Annotated in this window: 17 protein-coding genes; 11 read left to right on the plus strand and 6 right to left on the minus strand. The window is 72.5% G+C overall.

The annotated features are described in order from the left end of the window. Positions 1-53: 53 nt before the first annotated feature. Both ACFWIC_RS23820 and ACFWIC_RS23825 read left to right on the plus strand, forming a co-directional pair. Positions 54-2,693, plus strand: coding sequence for a valine--tRNA ligase (locus tag ACFWIC_RS23820; RefSeq protein ID WP_329951469.1), 2,640 nt, complete (start codon positions 54-56; stop codon positions 2,691-2,693). Between the two features lie 262 nt (positions 2,694-2,955). Continuing rightward, the gene (locus ACFWIC_RS23825; RefSeq protein ID WP_329885125.1) at positions 2,956-3,477 is read left to right on the plus strand and encodes a hypothetical protein; all 522 of its coding nucleotides are present in this window, start codon (positions 2,956-2,958) and stop codon (positions 3,475-3,477) included. Positions 3,478-3,508: 31 nt separating this feature from the next. Here the strand turns inward: ACFWIC_RS23825 and ACFWIC_RS23830 are convergent, their stop codons facing one another. From ACFWIC_RS23830 to ACFWIC_RS23840, 3 genes are all read right to left on the minus strand, one after another. Continuing rightward, positions 3,509-5,041 carry a chitinase gene (locus tag ACFWIC_RS23830; protein ID WP_380519977.1) on the minus strand — a complete coding sequence of 511 codons (1,533 nt, stop codon included), beginning with the start codon at positions 5,039-5,041 and terminating at the stop codon, positions 3,509-3,511. Between the two features lie 160 nt (positions 5,042-5,201). Next, positions 5,202-6,362 carry a non-hydrolyzing UDP-N-acetylglucosamine 2-epimerase gene (gene wecB / locus ACFWIC_RS23835; RefSeq protein WP_380360687.1) on the minus strand — a complete coding sequence of 387 codons (1,161 nt, stop codon included), beginning with the start codon at positions 6,360-6,362 and terminating at the stop codon, positions 5,202-5,204. 96 nt (positions 6,363-6,458) lie between these two features. Then, a complete protein-coding gene (locus tag ACFWIC_RS23840) occupies positions 6,459-7,892 on the minus strand; it encodes a glycosyltransferase family 2 protein (RefSeq protein WP_329951472.1) in 1,434 nt (477 codons plus the stop codon). Between the two features lie 174 nt (positions 7,893-8,066). On the opposite strand from ACFWIC_RS23840, the gene ACFWIC_RS23845 reads away from it, so the two are divergent. From ACFWIC_RS23845 to rodA, 8 genes are all read left to right on the plus strand, one after another. Then, on the plus strand, positions 8,067-9,458 hold the full coding sequence (locus ACFWIC_RS23845) for a folylpolyglutamate synthase/dihydrofolate synthase family protein (protein WP_329951473.1): 1,392 nt from the start codon (positions 8,067-8,069) through the stop codon (positions 9,456-9,458). Positions 9,459-9,460: 2 nt separating this feature from the next. Further along, entirely contained in the window at positions 9,461-9,811 is a 351-nt protein-coding gene (locus tag ACFWIC_RS23850; RefSeq protein ID WP_329951474.1) for a DUF4233 domain-containing protein, read from the plus strand. Positions 9,812-9,926: 115 nt separating this feature from the next. After that, complete coding sequence (gene ndk / locus ACFWIC_RS23855; protein WP_329885131.1) at positions 9,927-10,340, plus strand: nucleoside-diphosphate kinase; 414 nt, start codon at positions 9,927-9,929, stop codon at positions 10,338-10,340. 311 nt (positions 10,341-10,651) lie between these two features. After that, on the plus strand, positions 10,652-11,677 hold the full coding sequence (locus ACFWIC_RS23860) for a rod shape-determining protein (protein ID WP_327683829.1): 1,026 nt from the start codon (positions 10,652-10,654) through the stop codon (positions 11,675-11,677). A gap of 89 nt (positions 11,678-11,766) precedes the next feature. Continuing rightward, complete coding sequence (gene mreC, locus ACFWIC_RS23865; RefSeq protein WP_329885132.1) at positions 11,767-12,720, plus strand: rod shape-determining protein MreC; 954 nt, start codon at positions 11,767-11,769, stop codon at positions 12,718-12,720. Positions 12,721-12,723: 3 nt separating this feature from the next. After that, the gene (gene mreD / locus ACFWIC_RS23870) at positions 12,724-13,368 is read left to right on the plus strand and encodes a rod shape-determining protein MreD (protein WP_329885133.1); all 645 of its coding nucleotides are present in this window, start codon (positions 12,724-12,726) and stop codon (positions 13,366-13,368) included. A 60-nt stretch (positions 13,369-13,428) separates the two neighbouring features. Then, positions 13,429-15,699, plus strand: coding sequence for a penicillin-binding protein 2 (gene mrdA / locus ACFWIC_RS23875; protein ID WP_380519978.1), 2,271 nt, complete (start codon positions 13,429-13,431; stop codon positions 15,697-15,699). Next, a complete protein-coding gene (gene rodA, locus ACFWIC_RS23880; RefSeq protein ID WP_329885135.1) occupies positions 15,696-16,895 on the plus strand; it encodes a rod shape-determining protein RodA in 1,200 nt (399 codons plus the stop codon). Before mrdA ends, rodA begins: the two co-directional genes overlap by 4 nt. Positions 16,896-16,989: 94 nt before the next feature. Here rodA and ACFWIC_RS23885 read toward each other — a convergent pair whose 3' ends face one another. After that, on the minus strand, positions 16,990-17,643 hold the full coding sequence (locus tag ACFWIC_RS23885) for a nitroreductase family protein (RefSeq protein ID WP_329885136.1): 654 nt from the start codon (positions 17,641-17,643) through the stop codon (positions 16,990-16,992). 50 nt (positions 17,644-17,693) lie between these two features. Then, on the minus strand, positions 17,694-18,200 hold the full coding sequence (locus ACFWIC_RS23890; protein ID WP_329951476.1) for a MarR family winged helix-turn-helix transcriptional regulator: 507 nt from the start codon (positions 18,198-18,200) through the stop codon (positions 17,694-17,696). Between the two features lie 138 nt (positions 18,201-18,338). On the opposite strand from ACFWIC_RS23890, the gene ACFWIC_RS23895 reads away from it, so the two are divergent. Next, positions 18,339-19,496 (plus strand): SGNH/GDSL hydrolase family protein, encoded by a 1,158-nt coding sequence (locus ACFWIC_RS23895; protein WP_380519979.1) that lies wholly within the window; start codon positions 18,339-18,341, stop codon positions 19,494-19,496. A gap of 111 nt (positions 19,497-19,607) precedes the next feature. Here ACFWIC_RS23895 and ACFWIC_RS23900 read toward each other — a convergent pair whose 3' ends face one another. Next, positions 19,608-20,897, minus strand: a complete 1,290-nt coding sequence (locus tag ACFWIC_RS23900) for a M14 family zinc carboxypeptidase (protein WP_329885139.1) — start codon at positions 20,895-20,897, stop codon at positions 19,608-19,610. Between the last annotated feature and the right edge of the window lie 553 nt (positions 20,898-21,450).

Here is a 21,450-nt window from a genome sequence, read left to right on the forward strand (position 1 = left end):
CCCGGGGGAAAGCGGTTCGTAACCCGGTTCCCGGACTACGTAAACTGTCCGTCGTGACCGACACCACGAACCAGCGCCCCGCGAGTACGCCCGCCGGGGACGAAGCAGCCACCCTCCCGACGACCTACGCTCCGGCGGACGTAGAGGGCGAGCTGTACGAGCGCTGGGTAGAGCGCGGTTACTTCACCGCCGACGCCAAGAGCGACAAGCCCCCGTACACGATCGTCATCCCCCCGCCGAACGTCACCGGTGCGCTGCACCTGGGCCACGCGTTCCAGCACACGCTGATGGACACGCTGACCCGGCGCAAGCGCATGCAGGGTTTCGAGGTCCTCTGGCTGCCCGGCATGGACCACGCCGGCATCGCCACCCAGAACAAGGTGGAGCAGCAGCTCGCCGAGTCCGGCCTCTCCCGGCACGACCTGGGCCGCGAGGCCTTCGTCGAGAAGGTCTGGGAGTGGAAGGAGAACTACGGCGGCCGGATCCTCGGCCAGATGCGCCGTCTCGGTGACGGCGTGGACTGGTCGCGCGAGCGGTTCACCATGGACGAGGGTCTGTCGCAGGCCGTCCAGACCATCTTCAAGCGGCTGTTCGACGACGGCCTGATCTACCGCGCCGAGCGCATCATCAACTGGTGCCCGCGCTGTCTCACCGCGCTCTCCGACATCGAGGTCGAGCACGAGGAGGTCCCCGGCGAGCTGGTCTCGATCCGCTACGGGGACGGCGCGGACTCGATCGTCGTCGCCACCACGCGGGCCGAGACGATGCTGGGTGACACCGCCGTCGCGGTCCACCCGGAGGACGAGCGGTACAGGCACCTGGTGGGCCGCACCATCAAGCTGCCGCTCACCGACCGGGAGATCCCGGTCGTCGCCGACGAGCACGTCGACCCGGAGTTCGGCACCGGTGCGGTCAAGGTGACCCCGGCGCACGACCCGAACGACTTCGCCATCGGCCAGCGCCACGACCTGCCGAACCTGAGCATCATGGACGAGCGCGGCGCGATCACCGTGCACGGCCCCTTCCTCGGTCTGGACCGTCTGGAGGCCCGCTCGGCCGTCGTCGGCGCGCTGCGCGAGCAGGGCCGGATCGTCGCCGAGAAGCGCCCGTACATGCACGCCGTCGGCCACTGCTCGCGCTGCCACACCGTGGTCGAGCCGCGGCTGTCGCTGCAGTGGTGGGTCAAGGTCGCCCCGCTGGCCCAGGCCGCCGGCGACGCGGTCCGTGACGGCAAGGTGGAGATCCACCCGAAGGAGCTGGAGCGCCGCTACTTCGACTGGGTCGACAACATGTACGACTGGTGCATCTCGCGCCAGCTCTGGTGGGGCCACCGGATCCCGGTCTGGTACGGCCCGGACGGCGAGGTCGTCTGCGTCGGACCGGACGAGGAGCCGCCGACCGGCGAGGGCTGGCACCAGGACCCGGACGTCCTGGACACCTGGTTCTCCTCCGGTCTCTGGCCGTTCTCGACGCTCGGCTGGCCGGAGCAGACCCCGGACCTGGAGAAGTTCTACTCCACCGACGTCCTGGTCACCGGCCACGACATCATCTTCTTCTGGGTCGCCCGGATGATGATGTTCGGCCTGTACGCGATGGACGGCCAGGCGCCGTTCAAGACGGTCGCCCTGACCGGCCTGGTCCGTGACGAGTTCGGCAAGAAGATGTCGAAGTCCTCCGGCACCGCCGTCGACCCGCTGGACTGGATGGACGCCTACGGCGCCGATGCCGTCCGCTTCACCCTCGCGCGCGGCGCCAACCCGGGCGCCGACGTGCCGATCGGCGAGGACTGGGTCAAGGGCTCGCGGAACTTCTGCAACAAGATCTGGAACGCGACCCGCTTCGCGCTGATGAACGGCGCCACCGTCGAGGGCCCGCTGCCCGCGCCGGAGGAGCTGACCTCGGTCGACCGCTGGATCCTCTCGCGGCTCAACGCGACCGTGGCCGAGGTCGACGCGCTCTACGACGACTACGAGTTCGCGAAGGCCTCGGACGCGCTCTACCACTTCGCCTGGGACGAGGTCTTCGACTGGTACGTCGAGCTCTCGAAGACCACCCTGGCCAAGGGCGGCGCGCAGGCCGACGCCTCGCGCCGGGTGCTCGGCGAGGTCCTGGACGTCACGCTGCGGCTGCTCCACCCGATCGTCCCGTTCGTCACCGAGGCGCTCTGGACGACGCTCACCGGGGCCGAGTCGCTGGTCGTCACCGAGTGGCCGAAGGACGCCGGTTTCCGTGACGCCGGGGCCGAGGCCGAGGTCGCCACGCTCCAGCAGGTGGTCACCGAGGTCCGTCGCTTCCGTTCGGACCAGGGCCTCCAGCCGGCGCAGCGGGTCCCGGCCCGGCTGGACCTGGAGGGCACCGTGCTCGCCGTCCACGAGGACGCGATCCGGGCGCTGCTGCGGCTGACCGTCCCGGAGGAGGGCTTCGCGGCCACCGCCTCGCTCCCGGTCGCCGGCGCCACCGTGGCGCTCGACCTGTCCGGCACCATCGACGTCGCGGCGGAGCGCAAGCGCCTCGCCAAGGACCTCGCGGCCGCCGAGAAGGAGAAGGCCCAGACGGGCGCCAAGCTCGGCAACGAGGCGTTCCTCGCCAAGGCGCCGGACGACGTCGTCGCCAAGATCCGGGTCCGGCAGGAGGCCGCCGGGGCCGACATCGCCCGGATCACCGCCCAGCTCGCGGCGCTGCCGCAGGGCTGATCCGGACGCGGATCCCGAGGAGCCGTGCCCCGCCGACGCGGGGTGCGGCTCCTCCGTTTTTCCGGACGTCGGGTAATCGTGCGTCCCAATAGCCCAATCCCCTTGCTCCCTTCCGGCGAATATTCATCCTGGACCGGGTGAGGTCCCTTTCCGCCCGAATTCATTCCGCTCTTGCCCGCGCGCGTTCGCGGAAGTTGGCAGGTGGGATGTGTACGGTGTGCTTCGAGTTCCGCAGAGCCGAGGAGCGACGGGAGGGTGTGGCGTGGTGGTGACCGAGGAGTTGGTCGACGAACTGCCTGCCGAGGTGGTCGAGGAGGCCAAGGCGAGGGCAGCGGTGCTGCTGCTCGCGTTCCGGCACGGGAACCAGCTCGCGTTCGACCACGCGCTGGACCGGCTGTTCGAGGAGCAGGCCGAGCGCGAGGTGACCACCCTGCTCGCCTGGATCGCCGCCGAGGCCGTCCGCAAGGCCTACGCGCCCGAGGTCGGTGACCGGGTGCTGCGCGCGATGGCCCGGCGGGCGCCGCGGGACACCGGCGCGGTGGAGGTCGACGAGGAGAGCGTGGACGCGGCCCGGCTGATCGAGGCGGTCGCGGCCGGTGAGGTGGCCGAGGTCCGCGGCCTGGTCGCGGCGACCCCGGACACCACGTTCCTGCTCGGCGGCCTGCTCCAGGGCGTCGCGATGATGCTGCCGCTGCTGCCGGAGGGCGAGCTGGCCGAGATCACCGCCGAGCTGCGGCGCCGGCACGGCGGCGCCGAGATCCCGGAGGCCCGGGCCGGGGGCTGAACCCCGGCCCGGGCCCGCCGGACGGGGCAGGTTACGGCATCGCGTGCAGGTGCGAGCCGACGGTGGTGGCGATTCCGCCGCCCGCCTTGGCGTCCCAGTTGGTCGACCAGGTCATGGCCCCGCCGATCCCGGGCCACTTGGTGTCGGGCTTGAAGGTGCCGCAGCCGGTGCCGGCGGCCAGGCAGTCCAGCGCGTTGTTGACCACGCTCGGGCTGACGTACCCGCCGCCGGCCGCGCTGGTGGACGCGGGGACGCCGAGCCCCACCTGGTCGGGCCGCAGCCCGCCCTTGAGCTGGATGCAGGCCAGTGCGGTGAGGAAGTTGACGCTCCCCTGCGAGTAGACCTGGCCGTCGCAGCCGAGCATGGCGCCGGAGTTGTAGTACTGCATGTTGACGATGGTGAGGATGTCCTTCACGTTCAGCGCCAGCTTGAAGTACTCCATCCCGGTCGACTGCATGTCGATGGTCTGCGGCGCCATGGTGAGCACGAAGCCCTTGCCGGCCTTCGCCGCCAGGCTGTGCAGGGCCTGGCCCATGTAGGTGGCGCTGACGCCGTTCTCCAGGTCGATGTCGACGCCGTCGAAGCCGTAGGTCTGCATCAGCGACCAGGCGGTGTTGGAGAAGTTGGTCGCGGACGCGGCGCTGTTGACCGAGACCGTGCCCTTCTCGCCGCCGACCGAGAGGATCACCTTCTTGCCGGCCGCCTTCTTGGCCGCGATGTCGGCCTTGAACTGGGCCTCGGTGTAGCCCCCGAGCCTGGAGGAGAGGACCGGGTCCAGGGTGAAGCTGAGCCCGCCGGGCGTGCTGGTGGCGTCGGCGAAGGAGACCGCGATGATGTCGTACGCGGCCGGGACGTCACTGATCCGCTGCACGGTGGCGTTGTTGTCGAAGTTCTGCCAGTAGCCGGTCAGCAGGTGCTTGGGCCCGGGCCGGGTGGGTGTGACGGTGGGCGTCGGCGTCTCGGTCGGTGTCGGCGTCTCGGTCGGCGTCGGGGTCGGGCTCGCGGTGGTGGGGGTGGGAGTGGGCTTGGGGTCGCCGGGGCCGAGCAGTGAGACGTCGTCGGCCAGGAACGCCGGCTGCCCGTACCAGCCGTGCAGGTAGACGGTGACGCTGGTGGTGCCGGCCCCGGTGGTGAAGGTGGTGCTGAGCTTGGACCAGCCGGTGCCGCCGGGGGTCCAGGTGCTCGGGTCGGTGCCGCCGGTGCCGCGGGCGCCCAGGTAGATGTACGAGCCCTGGACCCAACTGCTCAGGGTGTACGTCGAGGAGGGCTTCACGGTGACGGTCTGGCTGCACTCGCCGGTGGCGCTGTTGCCCGGGGTGGAGCGCAGTGCGGCCGAGCCGGAGTGCACGGTGGCGGTCTCCGTCGCGCCGGAGGAACAGGTCCAGCCACCGAGGTGGTTGGCGTCCTCGAAGCCGCCGTTGGTGATCAGTTCGGCGGCGTCGGCGGCGGCGTGCGCACCGGTGCCGCCGGCGAGGACCAGTCCGCTCAGGCCCACCGCGATCGCGCTGGCGCCGGCGAGCAGGGAATACACGGCGCGTGGGCGCCGGTGTCGGGCAAGTGGCATGACTCCATCTCCTGTGGGGGAGGCCGTCGGCTCCTGTGGGGGAGAGCCGTCCGGGTGTCGATGGTGCGCGTGTGGGAGCTACCGACAACTCAAGTCCCTGTCGGGGAAGGAGACTTGCCTCACAAGGTGGAGTAGACCAATCCGCCTGTCAAGAGGACGGTCAGGCGGCGGCCGCGACCTGCGGCGATGCCAGCCGCGCGGTCAGCCCGGCGATCCGGGTCGAGGCGAGTCCGTCGCCGTAGGGGCTGGGAGTGGCCGCCAGCCGGGCGAGCCGCTCGGGGGTGTCGGCCAGCCAGGCGCGGGCCGCGCCGCCGAGCTCCTCGCCCGGCCGCACCAGCGCGGCGAAGCCGGCGTCGACCGCCTCCGGCCGTTCGGTGGAGCGGCGGACGACCAGCAGCGGGCGGCCGAGCACGGTGCACTCCTCCTGCACCCCGCCGGAGTCGGAGACCAGCAGCGCGGCGTGCCGGGCCAGACCCAGGAAGTCGCCGTAGCCGACCGGTCCGGTGACGGCCAGTCGCTCCAGCAGGGCGTCCAGCCCGAACCGCTCGACGGCGGCGCGGGTGCGCGGGTGCATCGGGAACAGCACCGGGGTCCCGGCCCGGGCGATCCGGTCCAGCTCCCCGAGGACGGCGCCGAGCGCCCCGGCGGTGTCGGTGTTCTCCGGCCGGTGCACGGTGGCCAGCACGTAGCCGTCCTCCTCGACGCCGTGCCTGGCGAGCAGCGCGGCCCGGGTCCCGGCGTCGGGCAGCTGACGGCGGACCACCTCGACGACGGTGTTGCCGGTGAGGGCGATCCGCTCCTCGGCCAGTGACTCGGCGCGCAGGTTGGCGGCGTTGTCGGTGGTGGCGGCGCAGAGCAGGTCGGAGACGTGGTCGACCATCACCCGGTTGTGCTCCTCGGGCATCGCCCGGTCGAAGCTGCGCAGCCCGGCCTCGACGTGGACCAGCGGGATCTCCCGGGCGTTGGCGGCGAGCGCGCCGGCCAGGGTGGCGTTGGTGTCGCCCTGGACGACGACGGCGGCCGGACGGTCCTCGGCGAAGGCGGCGTCGAGCTGGCCGAGGGACTGGGCGATCTGCCCGGCGCGCGGACGGCCGCCGACCCCGGTGAGCAGTTCGGGGCGGGGCAGGCCGAGGTCGCGCAGGAAGCGGCCGGACATCGCCTCGTCCCAGTGCTGGCCGGTGTGGACCAGCCGGGTCGCCGGCCCGAGCTCGTGGATCAGCGGGGCGAGCTTGACCAGCTCGGGGCGGGTGCCGAGGACGACGGCGACGCTGCCGGGGGCGAGCGGGCGGGCGGCGGGATTCGGCGGGAGGCACGAGGACATGACGGGAACTCCGGGGTCGGGCCGGGCGGGCGGCGAGCGGTCGGGGCGGGCGAGCGGTCGGGCGGCGAGCCGGAAACGTCGGGTCGGCGGCCGGGGTCAGGATTCGAGGGCGGTGGGCGCGCCGAGCGCGACCTTCTCCGCGTTGCGCCTGGTCTTGGCCCAGCCGTTGCGGCCGAGCAGCACCCGGACGGCGGCCCGGGCCGCGACCGCGAACAGGTGGTAGGCGTAGAGCCAGACCAGGACGCCCCAGAGCAGACCGGTGAGCCGGCTGCGGTCGGGGTGGACGAGCCGGCGGTAGGCGAAGCCCCAGAAGAGCATCGGCAGGGTGGCCAGTACGAAGGCGAGCACCATCCAGGGGCCGAAGCGGAGCTGGAACTCGGCGGTCTCCTCGGGGAAGAGCACGAGGCCCGCCGTGGTGATCGCGATCGACACCGGGGTGAGCACGACCAGCAGCACGCAGACCACGGGCTGGAGGAAGGTGTAGAGCACCTCGGCCTTGCCGGCGGGCCGGTAGTGCGGGGAGCGCAGGACCCGGCCGGTGTAGCGCAGGCACTGCATGTTGCCCTGGGCCCAGCGGGTGCGCTGGGTGAGGAAGCGCCGGTAGGAGACCAGGGCCTCCTGGGAGACGGCGGCCTCGGTGACGTGGGTGAGCCGCCAGCCGGCCAGCCGCAGGTCCAGGCCGGACTCGTAGTCCTCCAGCAGGGCGCGCTCCGGCCACGGCCGGCCCGCGCGGCCCTCCTCGGCGGTCAGCGTGTCGAGGGCGGTGAGCCGGACGAACTGGCCGTTGCCGCCGAGTCCGACGCTTCCGGTGCGGCGGCGCAGCATCTGCATACCGGCGTTGTTGGCCTGGAACTCGACGTCCTGCATCCGGACCAGGGCGCGGGCGAACGCGTTGGCGAGCCGGCCGCGGCCGGGCAGCGGCAGCTCGTCGTCGGCGTTGCGCATCCGGACGCCGATCTGCACGGCGCCGGTGTCGGGGCGGCCGAGCGCCCGGTCGTTGCAGACCTGTTCGAGGGTGCCGTGGTCGAGCTGCCCGTCGGCGTCGACCACACCGAGCACGACCCGGGAGCGGTCGGTGCCGGCCGGCAGGCGGTCGGAGATCTCCCGGTAGGCGGCGTTGAGGGCGGCGCCCTTGCCGATCCGGGCGTGCGGGCGGCGGCGCTGGACGAGGTGGATCCGGTCGTCGTGCGCGGCGGCGGCCAGCACCAGCTCGCGGGTGGCGTCCTCGCTGTCGTCGTCGATCACCCAGAGGTGGGCGGCCGGGGCGACGGCCCGCAGGCCGGCGAGGGTCTGGGCGATCACGGCCTCCTCGTCGCGGCACGGGACCATCAGGTGCCACTGGAAGGCGGAGGGGTCGCCGGGCTCGGCGGCGGAGTTGTGCCGGAAGGCGTGCCGGGAGCCGGCCCAGTAGAGGAGGAAGCGCCCGAAGACGAGGGCCATGTAGACCAGCAGGGCCAGCGAGATCAGTCCGGCGATCCAGACGATGCTGTCCCGGCGGAGCTCGACAAAACTGCGCAGGGTGTCGGGCAAGGCGCTGTGCTCCTCGTGATCAAAGGCGATATGTCTCCTTGACGCGCGAATCGCTGCTCCATTGCGGCCTGATGTCGCTAAATCGATAGTAAACGCGAGAAACGGCCAACCCGGGGCAAAGTGGTCGTTCTCACCCCGTCGGGAGCGCCCGGCGCAGCTCCGTAGACTGTGGACGTGAGCGACAAGGCCGACCCGAACCCGTACACCCTCCGTCCCGCCGACGGCGCCGCCGGCGACGCCCTGCACGACGTCGAGGTGGAACTCTCCGAGCGCTGGCCGGAGAACAAGCTGGAGCCATCGCTCGACCGGATCGAGGCGCTGATGGACATCCTGGGCCAGCCCCAGCGGTCCTTCCCCTCCATCCACATCACCGGCACCAACGGCAAGACCTCCACCGCCCGGATGGTCGAGCAGCTGCTCAACGCCTTCGAGCTGCGCACCGGCCGCTACACCAGCCCGCACGTGGAGAGCGTCACCGAGCGGATCACCCTGGACGGCGCCCCGATCACCCCCGAGCGGTTCGTCGAGGTCTACCGCGACATCGAGCCCTACGTGCGGATGGTCGACGAGCGCCAGCCGGTCGCGATGTCCTTCTTCGAGGTGCTGACCGGCATGGCCTACGCCGCCTTCGCCGACGCACCGGTGGACGTCGGCATCGTCGAGGTCGGCATGGGCGGCTCCTGGGACGCCACCAACGTCATCGACGCCGCCGTCGCGGTGATCACCCCGATCGGCCTGGACCACACCGACAAGCTGGGCGGGACCACCGGCGAGATCGCGGTGGAGAAGTCCGGGATCATCAAGCCCGACGCCATCGCGATCGTCGCCCACCAGCAGCTCGACGCCGCCGAGACCATCCTGCGGCGCGCCGTCGAGGTCGACGCCACGGTGGCCCGCGAGGGCATGGAGTTCGGCGTGATCCGCCGTGAGGTCGCGGTCGGCGGCCAGCTCGTCACCCTGCGCGGCCTCGGCGGCGAGGAGTACGAGGACGTCTTCCTCCCGCTGCACGGCGGCCACCAGGCGCAGAACGCGGCGCTGGCCCTGGCGACGGTCGAGGCCTTCTTCGGCGTCGGCGGTGCCCGCGGCGGGAAGCTGGACGTGGACAAGGTGCGGCAGGCGTTCTCCGGCGTCGACTCGCCGGGCCGCCTGGAGATCGTCCGCCGCAGCCCGACGATCCTCCTGGACGCCGCGCACAACCCGCACGGCGCCCAGGCGGCGGTCACCGCGATCGGCGAGTCCTTCGGATTCACCCGGCTGGTCGGCGTGATCGGCACCAGCGGCGACAAGGACGTGGCCGGTCTGCTGGAGGTCTTCGAGCCGCTCCTGGCCGAGGTCGTCATCACCCGGAACTCCACCCACCGCGCGATGGACGTGGACGCGCTGGCCGCGCTCGCGGTCGACATCTTCGGCGAGGACCGCGTCCAGGTCGAGCCCCGGCTCGACGACGCCATCGCCGCCGCCGTCACCCTCGCCGAGGAGGAGGGCGACCTCGGCGGCGCCGGGGTGCTGGTCACCGGTTCGGTCATCACGGTGGGCGAGGCCCGCCTGCTGCTCGGGAGGAAGTGACGATGAGGACGCTCTGTTCCTCGACGCTGATCGGCGAGGCACTGCTGATCATGTTCGCCGGTCTGGTGGCGATGCAGCTCTCGGACGTCCCCGCGGGCACCGTCTGGACCGTCAGCGGCATCGCGATGGCCCTCTGCGTGCTGCTCTGCGGCATGATCAACAGGCCCGGCGCGGTCGCCGTCGGCTGGGCGCTCCAGGTCGGGCTCATCGCGAGCGGCTTCGTCCTGCCGACCATGTTCGGCCTCGGCCTCGTCTTCGCCGGCCTCTGGTGGTGCTCGGTGCACTACGGCCGGAAGATCGACGAGATCAAGGCCGCCCGGACCGCCGCCGCCGAACCGGCGCCGGCGGCCTAGACCGGACCTCCGACGGGCGGCCGGGCATTCGCTCACGCAAGGTAACCTCTGCGGTAGTCGCACTCCGCACGTCGAACGGCGTGCGATCCGTACCGATTTCCCCAGGAGACGCACCGTGTCCCAGCGCACTCTCGTCCTGCTCAAGCCCGACGCCGTCAAGCGAGGCCTGACCGGCGAGATCATCAGCCGCATCGAGCGCAAGGCCGGCTGGCGCCTCGCCGCCGTCGAGCTGCGCACGTTCGACCGGGCGACGCTGGAGCAGCACTACGCGGAGCACGTCGGCCGCCCGTTCTACGAGCCGCTCCTGGAGTTCATGACCTCCGGCCCGTCCCTCGCCCTGATCGTCGAGGGCGAGGAGGTCGTCGCCGGCATCCGCATGCTGGCCGGCGCCACCAACCCGCTGGAGGCCGGGGCCGGCACCATCCGGGGCGACTACGCGACCATCACCCGCGAGAACCTGATCCACGCCTCCGACTCGTCCGAGTCCGCGGAGCGCGAGATCAAGATCTTCTTCCCGGCCCACGCCTGATCCGGACGGGCGCCAGGGACCTTCGGGCGCCCCGGTCGGGACCATTGGCCCGGCCGGGGCATTCTTATCGGGAAATAGGGAACCAGGGGGGCCGACACGGCGTCCCAATGCCCGGAGAAGCGATCACGCTCCGGACAATGGACGGTACGCCCCACGTCGACGTCCGTGCCGGCCGGCGTGACTACGATGGACGCGACTCAAGGGCCCGGTAAGGCAGCTCAGCTGGTCTCCGCCCAAGCGTGGGCGCGCGCATTCCGTCCACCTCCATGACACCGAGCCCGGGAAGGCACCCACACCCCATGGCGAGCAACCTGTCGTTCATCGGCCGCGACTTGGCGATCGACCTCGGAACTGCCAACACGCTGGTGTACGTCAGGGGCAAGGGGATCGTCCTCAACGAGCCGTCGGTGGTAGCGGTCAACACCAACACCGGGGGAATCCTGGCCGTCGGTTCCGAGGCCAAGAAGATGATCGGACGCACCCCGGGCAACATCGTGGCCATCCGCCCGCTCAAGGACGGCGTGATCGCCGACTTCGAGATCACCGAGCGGATGCTCCGCTACTTCATCCTCAAGATCCACCGCCGCCGCTTCCTCGCCCGCCCCCGCGTCGTCGTGTGCGTGCCCTCCGGCATCACCGGGGTCGAGCGCCGCGCCGTCATCGAGGCCTCCCTGCAGGCCGGCTGCCGCCAGGTGCACATCATCGAGGAACCGATGGCCGCCGCGATCGGCGCCGGTCTCCCGGTCCACGAGCCCACCGGCAACATGGTCGTCGACATCGGCGGCGGCACGACCGAGGTCGCCGTCATCTCGCTCGGCGGCATCGTCACCGCGCAGTCCATCCGGGTGGCCGGCGACGAGCTGGACAACGCCATCGTCCAGCACATCAAGAAGGAGTACTCGCTGCTCCTGGGCGAGCGCAGCGCCGAGCAGATCAAGATGAGCATCGGCTCCGCCTTCGGCCTGGAGGGCGAGAAGGACGAGCACGCCGAGATCCGCGGCCGCGACCTGGTCAGCGGCCTGCCCAAGACCGTCGTCATCTCCGCCGCCGAGGTCCGCGAGGCCATCGACGAGCCGGTCAACTCGATCATCGACGCGGTGAAGACCACCCTCGACCAGTGCCCGCCCGAGCTGGCCGGCGACGTCATGGACCGGGGCATCGTGCTCACCGGCGGCGGCGCCCTGCTCCGCGGCCTGGACGAGCGGCTGCGCCGGGAGACCGGCATGCCGATCCACATCGCCGAGAACCCGCTGGACTCCGTCGCGCTCGGATCCGGCAAGTGCGTCGAGGAGTTCGAGGCACTCCAGCAGGTGCTCGACGCCGCACCGCGCCGCTAACAGAACCGAAACGTCCGAACTGAGCGGGTCCCCGCCCGGGTCCACAGCCCGGGCGGAGGGGCCAGGTACGAAGGGGCAGCACCAGCACCGTGAGGGACACACGAGAGAGCCGGCTGCTGCTCATCCTGCTGGTGGCCGTCGCCTTCGCGTTGATCACCGTCGACATCAAGGGCGGTGAGAGCTCCCCGCTCGGCGGGGCCCGGCGAGCCGCGGCCTCCGTCCTCGGACCCGTCGAACGGGGCGCCGCCACCGCCGTCGACCCGGTCGCCGACACCGTCCGGGCCTTCCGCGACGCCGCGGCCCACAGCGGCCGCACCGACCAGCTCGCCCGCGAGAACACCGAACTGCGGCAGAAGCTGGCCTCCTCCGACATGGCCGGCGGGCGCACCCAGCAGCTCGACGACCTGCTGCGCACGGCCGGCGCCGGCGGATACACCGTCAAGGCCGCCCAGACCATCGCGATCGGCCCGGCCCAGGGCTTCTCCTGGACCATCACCATCGACGCCGGCAGCGACGACGGGCTCACCCGGGACATGACCGTGGTCAACGGGCAGGGCCTGGTCGGCCGGATCACCACCGTCGCCCCGACCACCGCCACCGTGCTGCTCGCCTCCGACCCCGGCTTCTCCGCCGGCACCCGGCTGGAGGGCACCGGCGAGATCGGCTTCGCCTCCGGCGGCGGCAGCAGCGCCATGAAGGTCTCGCTGCTCAACGGCAAGGCCCAGGTGAAGGAGGGCGACCGGCTGGTCACCTTCGGCTCGCAGAGCGGCCGCCCGTTCGTGCCCGGCGTCCCGGTCGGCAAGGTGGTCCAGGTCGAGGCCAACCCCGGTCAGCTCACCAAGACCGTCCTGGTCGAGCCGTTCGTCCAGTTCACCCGGCTCGACCTGGTCGGCGTCGTCGTCGTCCCGCCGCGCACCGACCCGCGGGACGCCGTCCTGCCGCCCGCCCCCGCGGCGGCCGGTCAGGGCCAGGCCCCGGCGGCGCCCGCCGCCCCCGCGGCCCAGGCCGCCGTCCCGCCCGCCAAGCCCAATGGGGGGAACTGAGCCATGCGCCTCGCCCGCATCCCCGTCTCCGCCGCCCTGATCCTGCTCGGCCTGATCCTCCAGGTCAGCGTCTTCGGCCGGCTGCAACTCCCGGGGGCCACCCCGGACATACTGCTGCTCGTCGTGGTCGGCCTGGCCATGGTCTACGGGCCGACCGGCGGCTGCCTGGTCGGCTTCGCGGCCGGCCTGCTCGCCGACGTCGCACCGCCCTCCGACCACGCCATCGGCCGGTACGCGCTGGTGCTCTGCCTGATGGGCTACGCCGCCGGGCTGCTCCGCCCCGAGCACGGCCGCCAGCGCTCGGTCTCCAGCGCGCTGCTCGTGGTCTCCGTCGCCGCGATCGCCTCCACCCTGCTGTACGCGATGGTCGGCGCCCTGGTCGGCGACACGGCCGCCCGGCACGTCGGGCTCGGCTCGCTGGTGCTGACCGCGATGCTCTACGACCTGCTGCTGGCCCCGTTCGTGGTGCCCGTCGTGATGGTGCTCGGCCGCCGCTTCGGCAAGGACCCGGTGGCCGCCGCGGGCCCCGGCGACGACGAGGGCGGCCCGGGTCTGGGCACCCTGGCCCGCTACCGCACCACCCGCGACGCCGCGTCCCGCCCGATGTACAAGAAGAAGCGCCTGCTCGGCGCGGGCAAGCGCCCGTAGTCCGGCCCCGGCCCCCGATCCGACCAGACCGCCCTCGCGATTTCCTGGAGCGCACGAGACGTGAGCAACATCCCCGAGACCGGCCGAACCCGGCGGGTGACGATCCGTCTGGTGGTGCTGCAGATCCTGGTGCTGTCGCTGCTCGCCACCCTCGGCGGACGGCTCTGGTACCTCCAGATCCGCAACGCCAAGGAGTACACGGCCAAGGCGACCGGCAACCACATCCGCGAGGTCGTCGAACCGGCCGTCCGCGGTGAGATCCTGGACGCCTCCGGCCGCATCCTCGCGGGCAACGAGACCAAGCTGGTGGTCTCCGTCAGCCGCACCTCGCTGCTCCAGCAGAAGGACGGCGGCAAGGCGGTGCTGACCCGGCTCGCCGAGGTGCTCGGGATGCCGGCCAAGGACGTCCAGGAGAAGGCCCGGCTCTGTGACGCCAAGACCCCGCAGCCCTGCTGGAACGGATCGCCCTACCAGCCGATCCCGGTCACCAAGGAGGCGACCACCCAGCAGGCGATGCAGATAATGGAACGCCGCGAGGACTTCCCCGGGGTCACCGCGCAGCCCACCGCCGTACGCCACTACACCGGCGTCGAGGGCGCCAACATGGCCCAGGTGCTCGGGTACCTCTCGCCGGTCACCGACGAGGAGGTCTCCAAGACCGCCGACAAGGCCGGGCTGGACCGCTACCTCCCGGCCGACCAGATCGGCCGGGCCGGGCTGGAGTCGGTGTACGACCGCGACCTGCGCGGCACCGCCGGCATCACCAAGCTGGAGGTCGACAACCTCGGCCGGGTGATCGGCACCGCGGACAAGGCGCCGCCGCGCACCGGCGACAACCTGGTGACCAGCATCGACGCCAGGGTGCAGAAGGTCGTCGAGGACAACCTGGCGCAGGCGATGGCGGACGCCCGCAAGACCTGGGACAAGAACACCAAGCGCAACTACGACGCGGACTCCGGCGCCGCGGTCGTGATGGACGTCAAGACCGGCCGGATCGTCGCGATGGCCAGTGCCCCGAGCTACGACCCGAACATCTGGCAGGGCGGCATCTCCGGCAAGGACTACCAGGGGCTGACCAGCAAGGACTCCAACTACCCGCTGCTGAACCGGGCCATACAGGGTCAGTCCGCCCCCGGCTCCACCTTCAAGGTGGTCTCCACGGCCGCCGCCGCCCAGGCCGGCTACGCGCTCAACGGCAACTACGCCTGCCCGAGCAGCATGACCATCGGCGGCCGCGAGTTCAAGAACTTCGAGAGTCAGGGCCACGGCTCGATCACGCTGGCCCAGGCGCTGGAGGTCTCCTGCGACACCGTCTTCTACGGCCTCGCCTACGACCAGTGGCTGGCCGACGGCGGCATCAAGCCGAAGAAGGAGACCGGGGACTGGTTCTACAAGACCGCCCACCAGTTCGGCCTCGGCGCCAAGACCGGCATCGACCTGCCCTCCGAGGCGACCGGCCGGGTGCCGGACCGGCAGTGGAAGCAGTCCTTCTACGACAACAACAAGGACGCCTGGTGCAAGCAGGCCGAGAAGGGCGGCAAGGAGTACTCCGACCTGATCGCCAAGGAGAACTGCGCCGACGGCTACGTGCTGCGTGCCGGTGACGCCGTCAACTACGCGATCGGGCAGGGCGACACCCTCGTCACCCCGCTGCAGATGGCGCGGATCTACTCGGCGCTGGCCAACGGCGGCACGCTGTGGCGGCCGACCGTCGCCAAGGCCGTGATAAGCCCGAGCGGCGAGCTGGTCCGCGAGATCGCCCCGCACGAGGACGGCAAGCTGCCGACCGACGCGAAGACGCTGCAGTACATCGACGACGCCACCAAGGGCGTCGTCTCGACCGGTACCGCCGCGTGGAAGTTCACCGGCGCAGGCTGGCCGCAGGGGAAGATCGAGCTGCACGCCAAGACCGGCACCGCCGAGGTCGAGGGCAAGCAGACCACCTCGTACCTGACCACCTACAGTCGCGACTACGCGGTCGTGATGACGATAAGCCAGGGTGGCACCGGCTCCGGCGGTTCCGGTGACGCGGTCCGCCGCATCTACCAGGCGCTCTACGGCGTCGACGACAAGGGCGGTGTCGACAACGGCAAGGCCCTGCTGTCCACGCCGCAGGCCGAGCTGCCGAAGTTCAACGCGGACGGCACCGCGATCATCAAGCCGGCGTCGTTCGGCGGGGACCCCGCCGGCGCGTTCGGCGACCCGGGCGTCACCGGCGGCTCGCCGCGGGTCTTCCTGGACCCGGCGCAGCCCTCCGGGACGGTCGTCGTACCGGTCGCGGCGGTCGCGGCCGTCGAACCCACCCGCTCCACCGGAAGGGGCCGGGCATGAGCTCCTACGGCTCGTACCGTCAGCTGCGGCTCGCCCCGCAGCGCCGCGGGGTCCCCAGGACACTCGCCAAGGACTCCCCGATCTGGCGGATCGACTGGATACTGCTGCTGGCCGCGGTGGTCCTCTCGCTCGGCAGCTCGCTGCTGGTCTGGTCGGCCACCCGCGGGCGGGACTCGCTCACCCACGGGGACCCGCAGTACTTCCTGTACCGGCACCTGACCAACGTCATGATCGGCGCCGTGCTGTGCGCGGTGGTGATAGCGATAGGGAGCCGGCGGTTCCGGACGGTGGTGCCGTTCCTGTACGTCGGCGTCATCGTGCTGCTGCTGGCCACGCTGAGCCCGCTCGGCTCGACCATCAACGGCCAGCACTCCTGGATCCAGCTGGGCGGCGGCTTCTCGGTGCAGCCGGCCGAGTTCGCCAAACTGGCGATCGTGCTGGTGATGGCGGTCGTGCTGTCCGAGCAGGTGGACGCGGGTGAGCGGGAGTTCCCGGCGAACCGGGCGGTCTTCCGCGGCCTGGTCTGGGCGACGCTGCCGATGGCGATAGTGATGCTGATGCCGGACGCCGGCTCGGTGATGGTGATGGCCGTCATCGTGCTCGGCATCCTGCTCGCCTCGGGCGCGGCCAACCGCTGGGTGTTCGGGCTGATCCTGACCGGGGTCGGCGGCTGTGTGGCGATCTGGAAGCTCGGCGTGCTGAGCAAGTACCAGATCGACCGGTTCGCGGCCTTCGCCAACCCGGCGCTCGACCCCTCCGGCGTCGGGTACAACACGGCCCAGGCCCGGATCGCGATCGGCTCGGGCGGGCTGACCGGCAAGGGGCTGTTCCACGGGACGCAGACCACCGGGCAGTTCGTGCCGGAGCAGCAGACCGACTTCGTCTTCACGGTGGCCGGCGAGGAGCTGGGCTTCCTCGGGGCGATGGCGATCATCGTGCTGCTCGGCGTGGTGCTCTGGCGGGCCTGCCGGATCGCCCGGCACGCCACCGACCTGTACGGCACCATCGTGGCGGCCGGGGTGGTCGCCTGGTTCGCCTTCCAGGGGTTCGAGAACATAGGGATGTGCCTGGGCATCATGCCGGTGGCCGGCATCCCGCTGCCGTTCGTGTCCTACGGAGGGTCGTCGATGTTCTCGACCTGGGTGGCGATCGGACTGTTGCAGGCGGTGCAGAGCCAGCGGCCGATAGCGGCCTGACCGGCGCGTCGCCGGAGGGTGGGCGGCGTGCCGACGGCGGGGCCGGTCCGGGGTGGTCCCGGGCCGGCCCCGCCGTCGTCGTCGGGGGCGGTGGTCACCAGGCGTCCCAGTGCGTGATCCGGTCGGTGGGCACGCGCGGGCCGGGGCGGAAGTCGGTGCCGACGGTGTGGGCGAGCGGGACGAGAGCGACCTGCGCCACCGTCTCGTAGGGGATGCCGAGCAGGTCGGCGGCCTCGCGCTCGTAGTGCAGGTGCGGGGTGGTCCAGGCGGTGCCGAGGCCGCGGGAGCGGGCGGCCAGCATGAACTGCCAGGTGGCGGGGAGGATCGAGCCCCAGGCGTTCGCCTGGCCGACGTGGGAGTCGAACTCGTGCCGGCCCTCGATCCGGACGCAGGGCACCACCAGGACCGGTACCTCGTGCAGACGGTCGAAGAGGTGCTGGGCGCTCTCGGCGAGGCGCAGCCGCCGGGCGGTGTCCTCGGTGGTGCGGTCCAGGCCGGTGCGGACGACGGGTCGGCGGGGGTTGACCAGGCCGAGCCGGTAGAGGTCGGCGAGGGCGGCCCGCCGGGCCGGATCGGTGACGATCACGAAGTCCCAGCGCTGGCGGTTGCGGCCGGTGGGGGCCTGGGTGGCGAGCGCGAGGCACTCCTCGACCAGTTCCCGGGCGACCGGGCGGGTGAGGTCGAGCCGCTTGCGGACGGCGCGGGTGGTGGTGAGGAGCTGTTCAGCGGTCAGGTCGGGATACGGCACGGCCGTGGCCTCCGGTCGGGATGGGCCGACCGGCCGCGCGGGGCGGGGTCTCAGTCGGCCGGCGGGACGTCGAGGAGCTTGCGGGTGAGGCGGACCAGGGTCGCCCGCTCGTCCGGGGTGAGGGCGGCGAAGGCGTGGTCCAGGACGGGGGCCATGGCGCGCTCGGCGTCGGCCAGGGCGGCGGCCCCGTCGGGGGTCGGGGTGACGGCGTAGGCGCGGCGGTCCCGGGGGTGGCGCTCGCGGCGTACCAGGCCGGCGTCCTCCAGGGCGTCCACGCAGCCGACCATCACGCTGCGGTCGATCCGCAGCTGCTCGCTGAGCTCCTGCTGGGAGCAGCTGCCGACGGCGTCGAGCATCTTGAGCACCAGGTGCTGGGCCACCGTCAGCGGGTTTCCGGAGAGCTGCTCGTCGATGGTCCGGGCGACCACGGTGGTGGCGCGGCAGAGGGCGACGTCGGGGCGGTCCTGGGTGAGCGCGGCGAAGTACCGCCGGCGCTCGCCGCCGTCGTCCGCCCGGCTCGGGGACGCGAGGCGGGCGGTCCGGGGGGCGCTGGCCATCGGGACTCCTTCGGTGGTGGACGGCCAGCATAACGCTCCTGAGAGATTGTTTGACGGTAGATGATTTCCGCTGCTACTTTCCGATCGTACGTGATTGAACATCAGATTGTTGTCCAACAGACTAATTTGGGGGTCGGGATGGCCGGGGGCGACGACGCGGGCACGGCGGCGGGCGACGGCGACGGGGGAGGCGCGGCAGCCGGCCGCGACGGGGCGACGGCCCTGGCGACCGGCGCGAGGCGGAGGGAGGAGTGGCTCGACCCCGAGGACGCACGGCTCGGCTGGGACGGTGTCTGCGGCTTCGAACGGGTCGGCGGCACCGTCCTGCCGCTGCGGATCCCGCAGGAGCGGATCGCCACCGCCCTCTCGGACAACTTCGCGCGGCTCGCCCGGATCCCGGCCGGCGTCCGGTTCGCCGTCCGCACCGACGCCACCGAACTGCTGCTGGACCTCGACGCCGAGCCCGGCGCCGCGCCGGTGGACGTCCTGGCCGACGGCGTACTCCTCCACCGGCGCCACCTCGACCCCGGGCGGCGCCGCCTCGACCTGGCACTGCCGGGCGGCCCGACGGAGGTGGAGGTCTGGCTGCCGCACCTGTCCCGCACCCGGCTCGCCGCGGTCGGCCTCCGCGGCCACCGGCTGCTGGCCCCCGTCGGGCGCACCGGCCCGCGCTGGATCGCCTACGGCAGCTCCCTCACCCACGCCATGTTCCCCGAGGGGCCGTCCGCGAGCTGGACCGCGCTGCTCGCCCGCCGCCACGGCTGGCGGCTGCGCAACCTCGGGTTCGCCGGCGAGGCCTACCTGGACCCGCTGGTCGCCCGGGTGATCCGCGACACCCCCGCAGACCTGGTCACCCTGGAGATCGGCACCAACGCCTACATCCGCTCCGTCTTCACCGCCCGCAGCTGGGGTCCCGCCGTCTGCGGCTTCGTCGAGACGATCCGGGACGGGCACCCGGACACGCCGATCGCCGTGATCGCCGCGCTCCCCTCGGTGGAGCGCGAGCGGGTGGTCAACGCGGCCGGGCTGACCCTGGCCGACGTCCGCGACCTGACCGGTACGGCCGTCCGGGTGCTCCAGCGGCTGGGCGACCGCCGGCTGCACCTGGTGGACGGCCGGGACGTGCTGCCGGTCACCGAGGCGGACGGCCTGTACGCGGACGGCCTGCACCCGACACCGCAGGGGGAGTACCGGCTGGCCGGCCTGGTCGACCCCCACCTGCGGCCGCTGGTCGGCGGGTTCCGACCGGCCCCGACCGGACCTGGCCGACTCCGACCGGCATCGACGGGCCAGTGATCGGCCGGGCCCGCGATCGGACCGGTACGGGCCGGCCCGTACCGCGATCGGCCCGTACCGCGATCGGCCCGTACCGCGATCGGACCGGCCTGCGATCGGACCGGTTCGCGATCAGACCGGCAGCAGCAGGTCCGCGGCGGCCAGTGCCGCCCGGGCCTGGTGGGAGACCTGGGCGTCGACCGGCACCCAGCGGGTGCCCAGCCGGTGCAGGCCGTCCAGGCTCGCCGCCACGATCGCCCGGGCCCGCGCCCTGGCCGCGTCGGCCGCCGGGCCCCCGGAGTCCGCCAGCAGCCGCAGCAGCATCGAGGCGACCCGCAGCGGCAGCCGCGCCGCGACGATCCGGGCGGTCGTCACCCGGGACACCGACAGCGGCGCCACCGACCACTCGGTGCGCCACTCCTCCAGCAGCAGCGGGCAGACCTCCAGGTTGAACTCGATCGAGCGCAGCAGCGGCCCGTACGCCACCCCGGCGTGCGGCGGCACCTGCGGCAGCATCCCGACCAGCTCCTCGACCCGGTCGCCCAGCGTCCGGGCGGCGGCCCCCACGGCGGCGCGCGCGTCCGGGTACGGACGGGAGTCGCCGACCGCGTCGATCGCCCACATCGGCACCTCCAGCACGGCCGTCACCCCGCCGTACCGGCCCGCGTACGACCAGGTCGACAGCTCCGGACGGTCCGGCAGCGCCTGCGAACCGCCGCCCGGCGCCGGCATCACGTACGCCCCCGGGGCCGGGCTGTCCCAGCCGACCGCGTCGTAGGAATCGACGTCCAGCGGGATGCCGGCCCGCGCCACCGACCGTGCGAACCCCTCCGCCAGGCCCGGCAGCGGCCGGGTGAGCTGCACGAACGCGCCACCGAAGTCCACACCGTGCAGCGAACACTGCAGCACCGGGCGCAGCTCGTCGATCAGGCCGGTCAGCGCCCGGCTCTCCGGCATCGGCGGCCGGTCGCCGTCCGGGGCCGGCGGCAGCTCGGGCTGCTCGTCGAACGCCGGCCGGAAGAAGTGCTCGTAGTGCCGGGCCGGGGTGAGCGGGCCGTGCAGCCAGCCCTCGTTGAGCGCGGCGCCGTCCGGGTCCAGGCAGAGCAGCACGTGCCAGCCGACCCCCGGGCGGGGCGGCAGCTCCAGCACCCGCTCGGCCAGCCGGACCGCGGCGGCCATGCCCACCGGCTCGTTCGGGTGCGGGCCGCCGACCGCCAGGACGGTGTGCTCCCCGTCGTCGACGGAGAGCAGCACCAGCGGCCGGCCGGCCCGGGAGCGGCCCACCTCGCGGACGCGACAGCGGTCGGGGTGGCGGCGGGCCAGCCGCTGGGCGGCCGCGACCGCGCGGGCGACCGTCGGGTAACTCTCGATGTCCTGGCGCGGCGGTCCGATCCGGCGTACCCGTGGGCCCGTGTCGGTCATGGCTCTCCTGTCCTCGGGCACGCCCGTGTGCGGGCGGCGCTGTGGCCTGTCCTCGGGGGCTGTCCTCGGGGTCGTTTCGACGGGGGAATGCGGTGGGAAATGCGGTGGGGAATGCGGTGGGGGCCTGTGGTGGGGAATACGAGGGGGCACTGCGGGGGCCGACCGGTGAAGGCCGATCCGTGGGGGCTGTTCGGCGAAGGCTGTGAAGGCTGTACGACGGAGACCGGTCGGTGAGGGCCGGTCGGTGAGACCCGTCTGCGGGACATACCCCGGTGGGGCGTCCGGATACCGCGCGTGGACGGGGCGCCTGCGCCGGGGCCTGCGCCGGGCCGCCCGCGGGGTCAGCCGCCCGCGGCTCCGGGCGGGAGGACCACGGTCCCGGGCAGGAGGCCGGGGCCGGTTGCCTTGTGCATGGTCAACTCCCTTGCCTCGACGGCGTGCAGGACCCTCCGGCAGAGCCTTGCCAGTAGCGCACGCGTCCTTCGAACGTGTCAACCACCGTCGACGCCGCGCCGTAGGGCGCCGTTCACCCGCCGGAGCGGCCCCGGCCGCG

It is taken from the genome of Kitasatospora sp. NPDC127035 (assembly GCF_042726075.1).
Lineage (GTDB): Bacteria > Actinomycetota > Actinomycetes > Streptomycetales > Streptomycetaceae > Kitasatospora.

What these genes read in the sequence shown, in the direction of transcription:
- ACFWIC_RS23830 (WP_380519977.1), bottom strand. Translation starts at nt 5,041, where the DNA reads ATGCCACTTGCCCGACACCGGCGCCCACGCGCCGTGTATTCCCTGCTC.
- wecB (WP_380360687.1), bottom strand. Translation starts at nt 6,362, where the DNA reads ATGTCCTCGTGCCTCCCGCCGAATCCCGCCGCCCGCCCGCTCGCCCCC.
- ACFWIC_RS23850 (WP_329951474.1), top strand. Translation starts at nt 9,461, where the DNA reads ATGAGGACGCTCTGTTCCTCGACGCTGATCGGCGAGGCACTGCTGATC.
- mreD (WP_329885133.1), top strand. Translation starts at nt 12,724, where the DNA reads ATGCGCCTCGCCCGCATCCCCGTCTCCGCCGCCCTGATCCTGCTCGGC.
- rodA (WP_329885135.1), top strand. Translation starts at nt 15,696, where the DNA reads ATGAGCTCCTACGGCTCGTACCGTCAGCTGCGGCTCGCCCCGCAGCGC.
- ACFWIC_RS23890 (WP_329951476.1), bottom strand. Translation starts at nt 18,200, where the DNA reads ATGGCCAGCGCCCCCCGGACCGCCCGCCTCGCGTCCCCGAGCCGGGCG.
- ACFWIC_RS23895 (WP_380519979.1), top strand. Translation starts at nt 18,339, where the DNA reads ATGGCCGGGGGCGACGACGCGGGCACGGCGGCGGGCGACGGCGACGGG.
- ACFWIC_RS23900 (WP_329885139.1), bottom strand. Translation starts at nt 20,897, where the DNA reads ATGACCGACACGGGCCCACGGGTACGCCGGATCGGACCGCCGCGCCAG.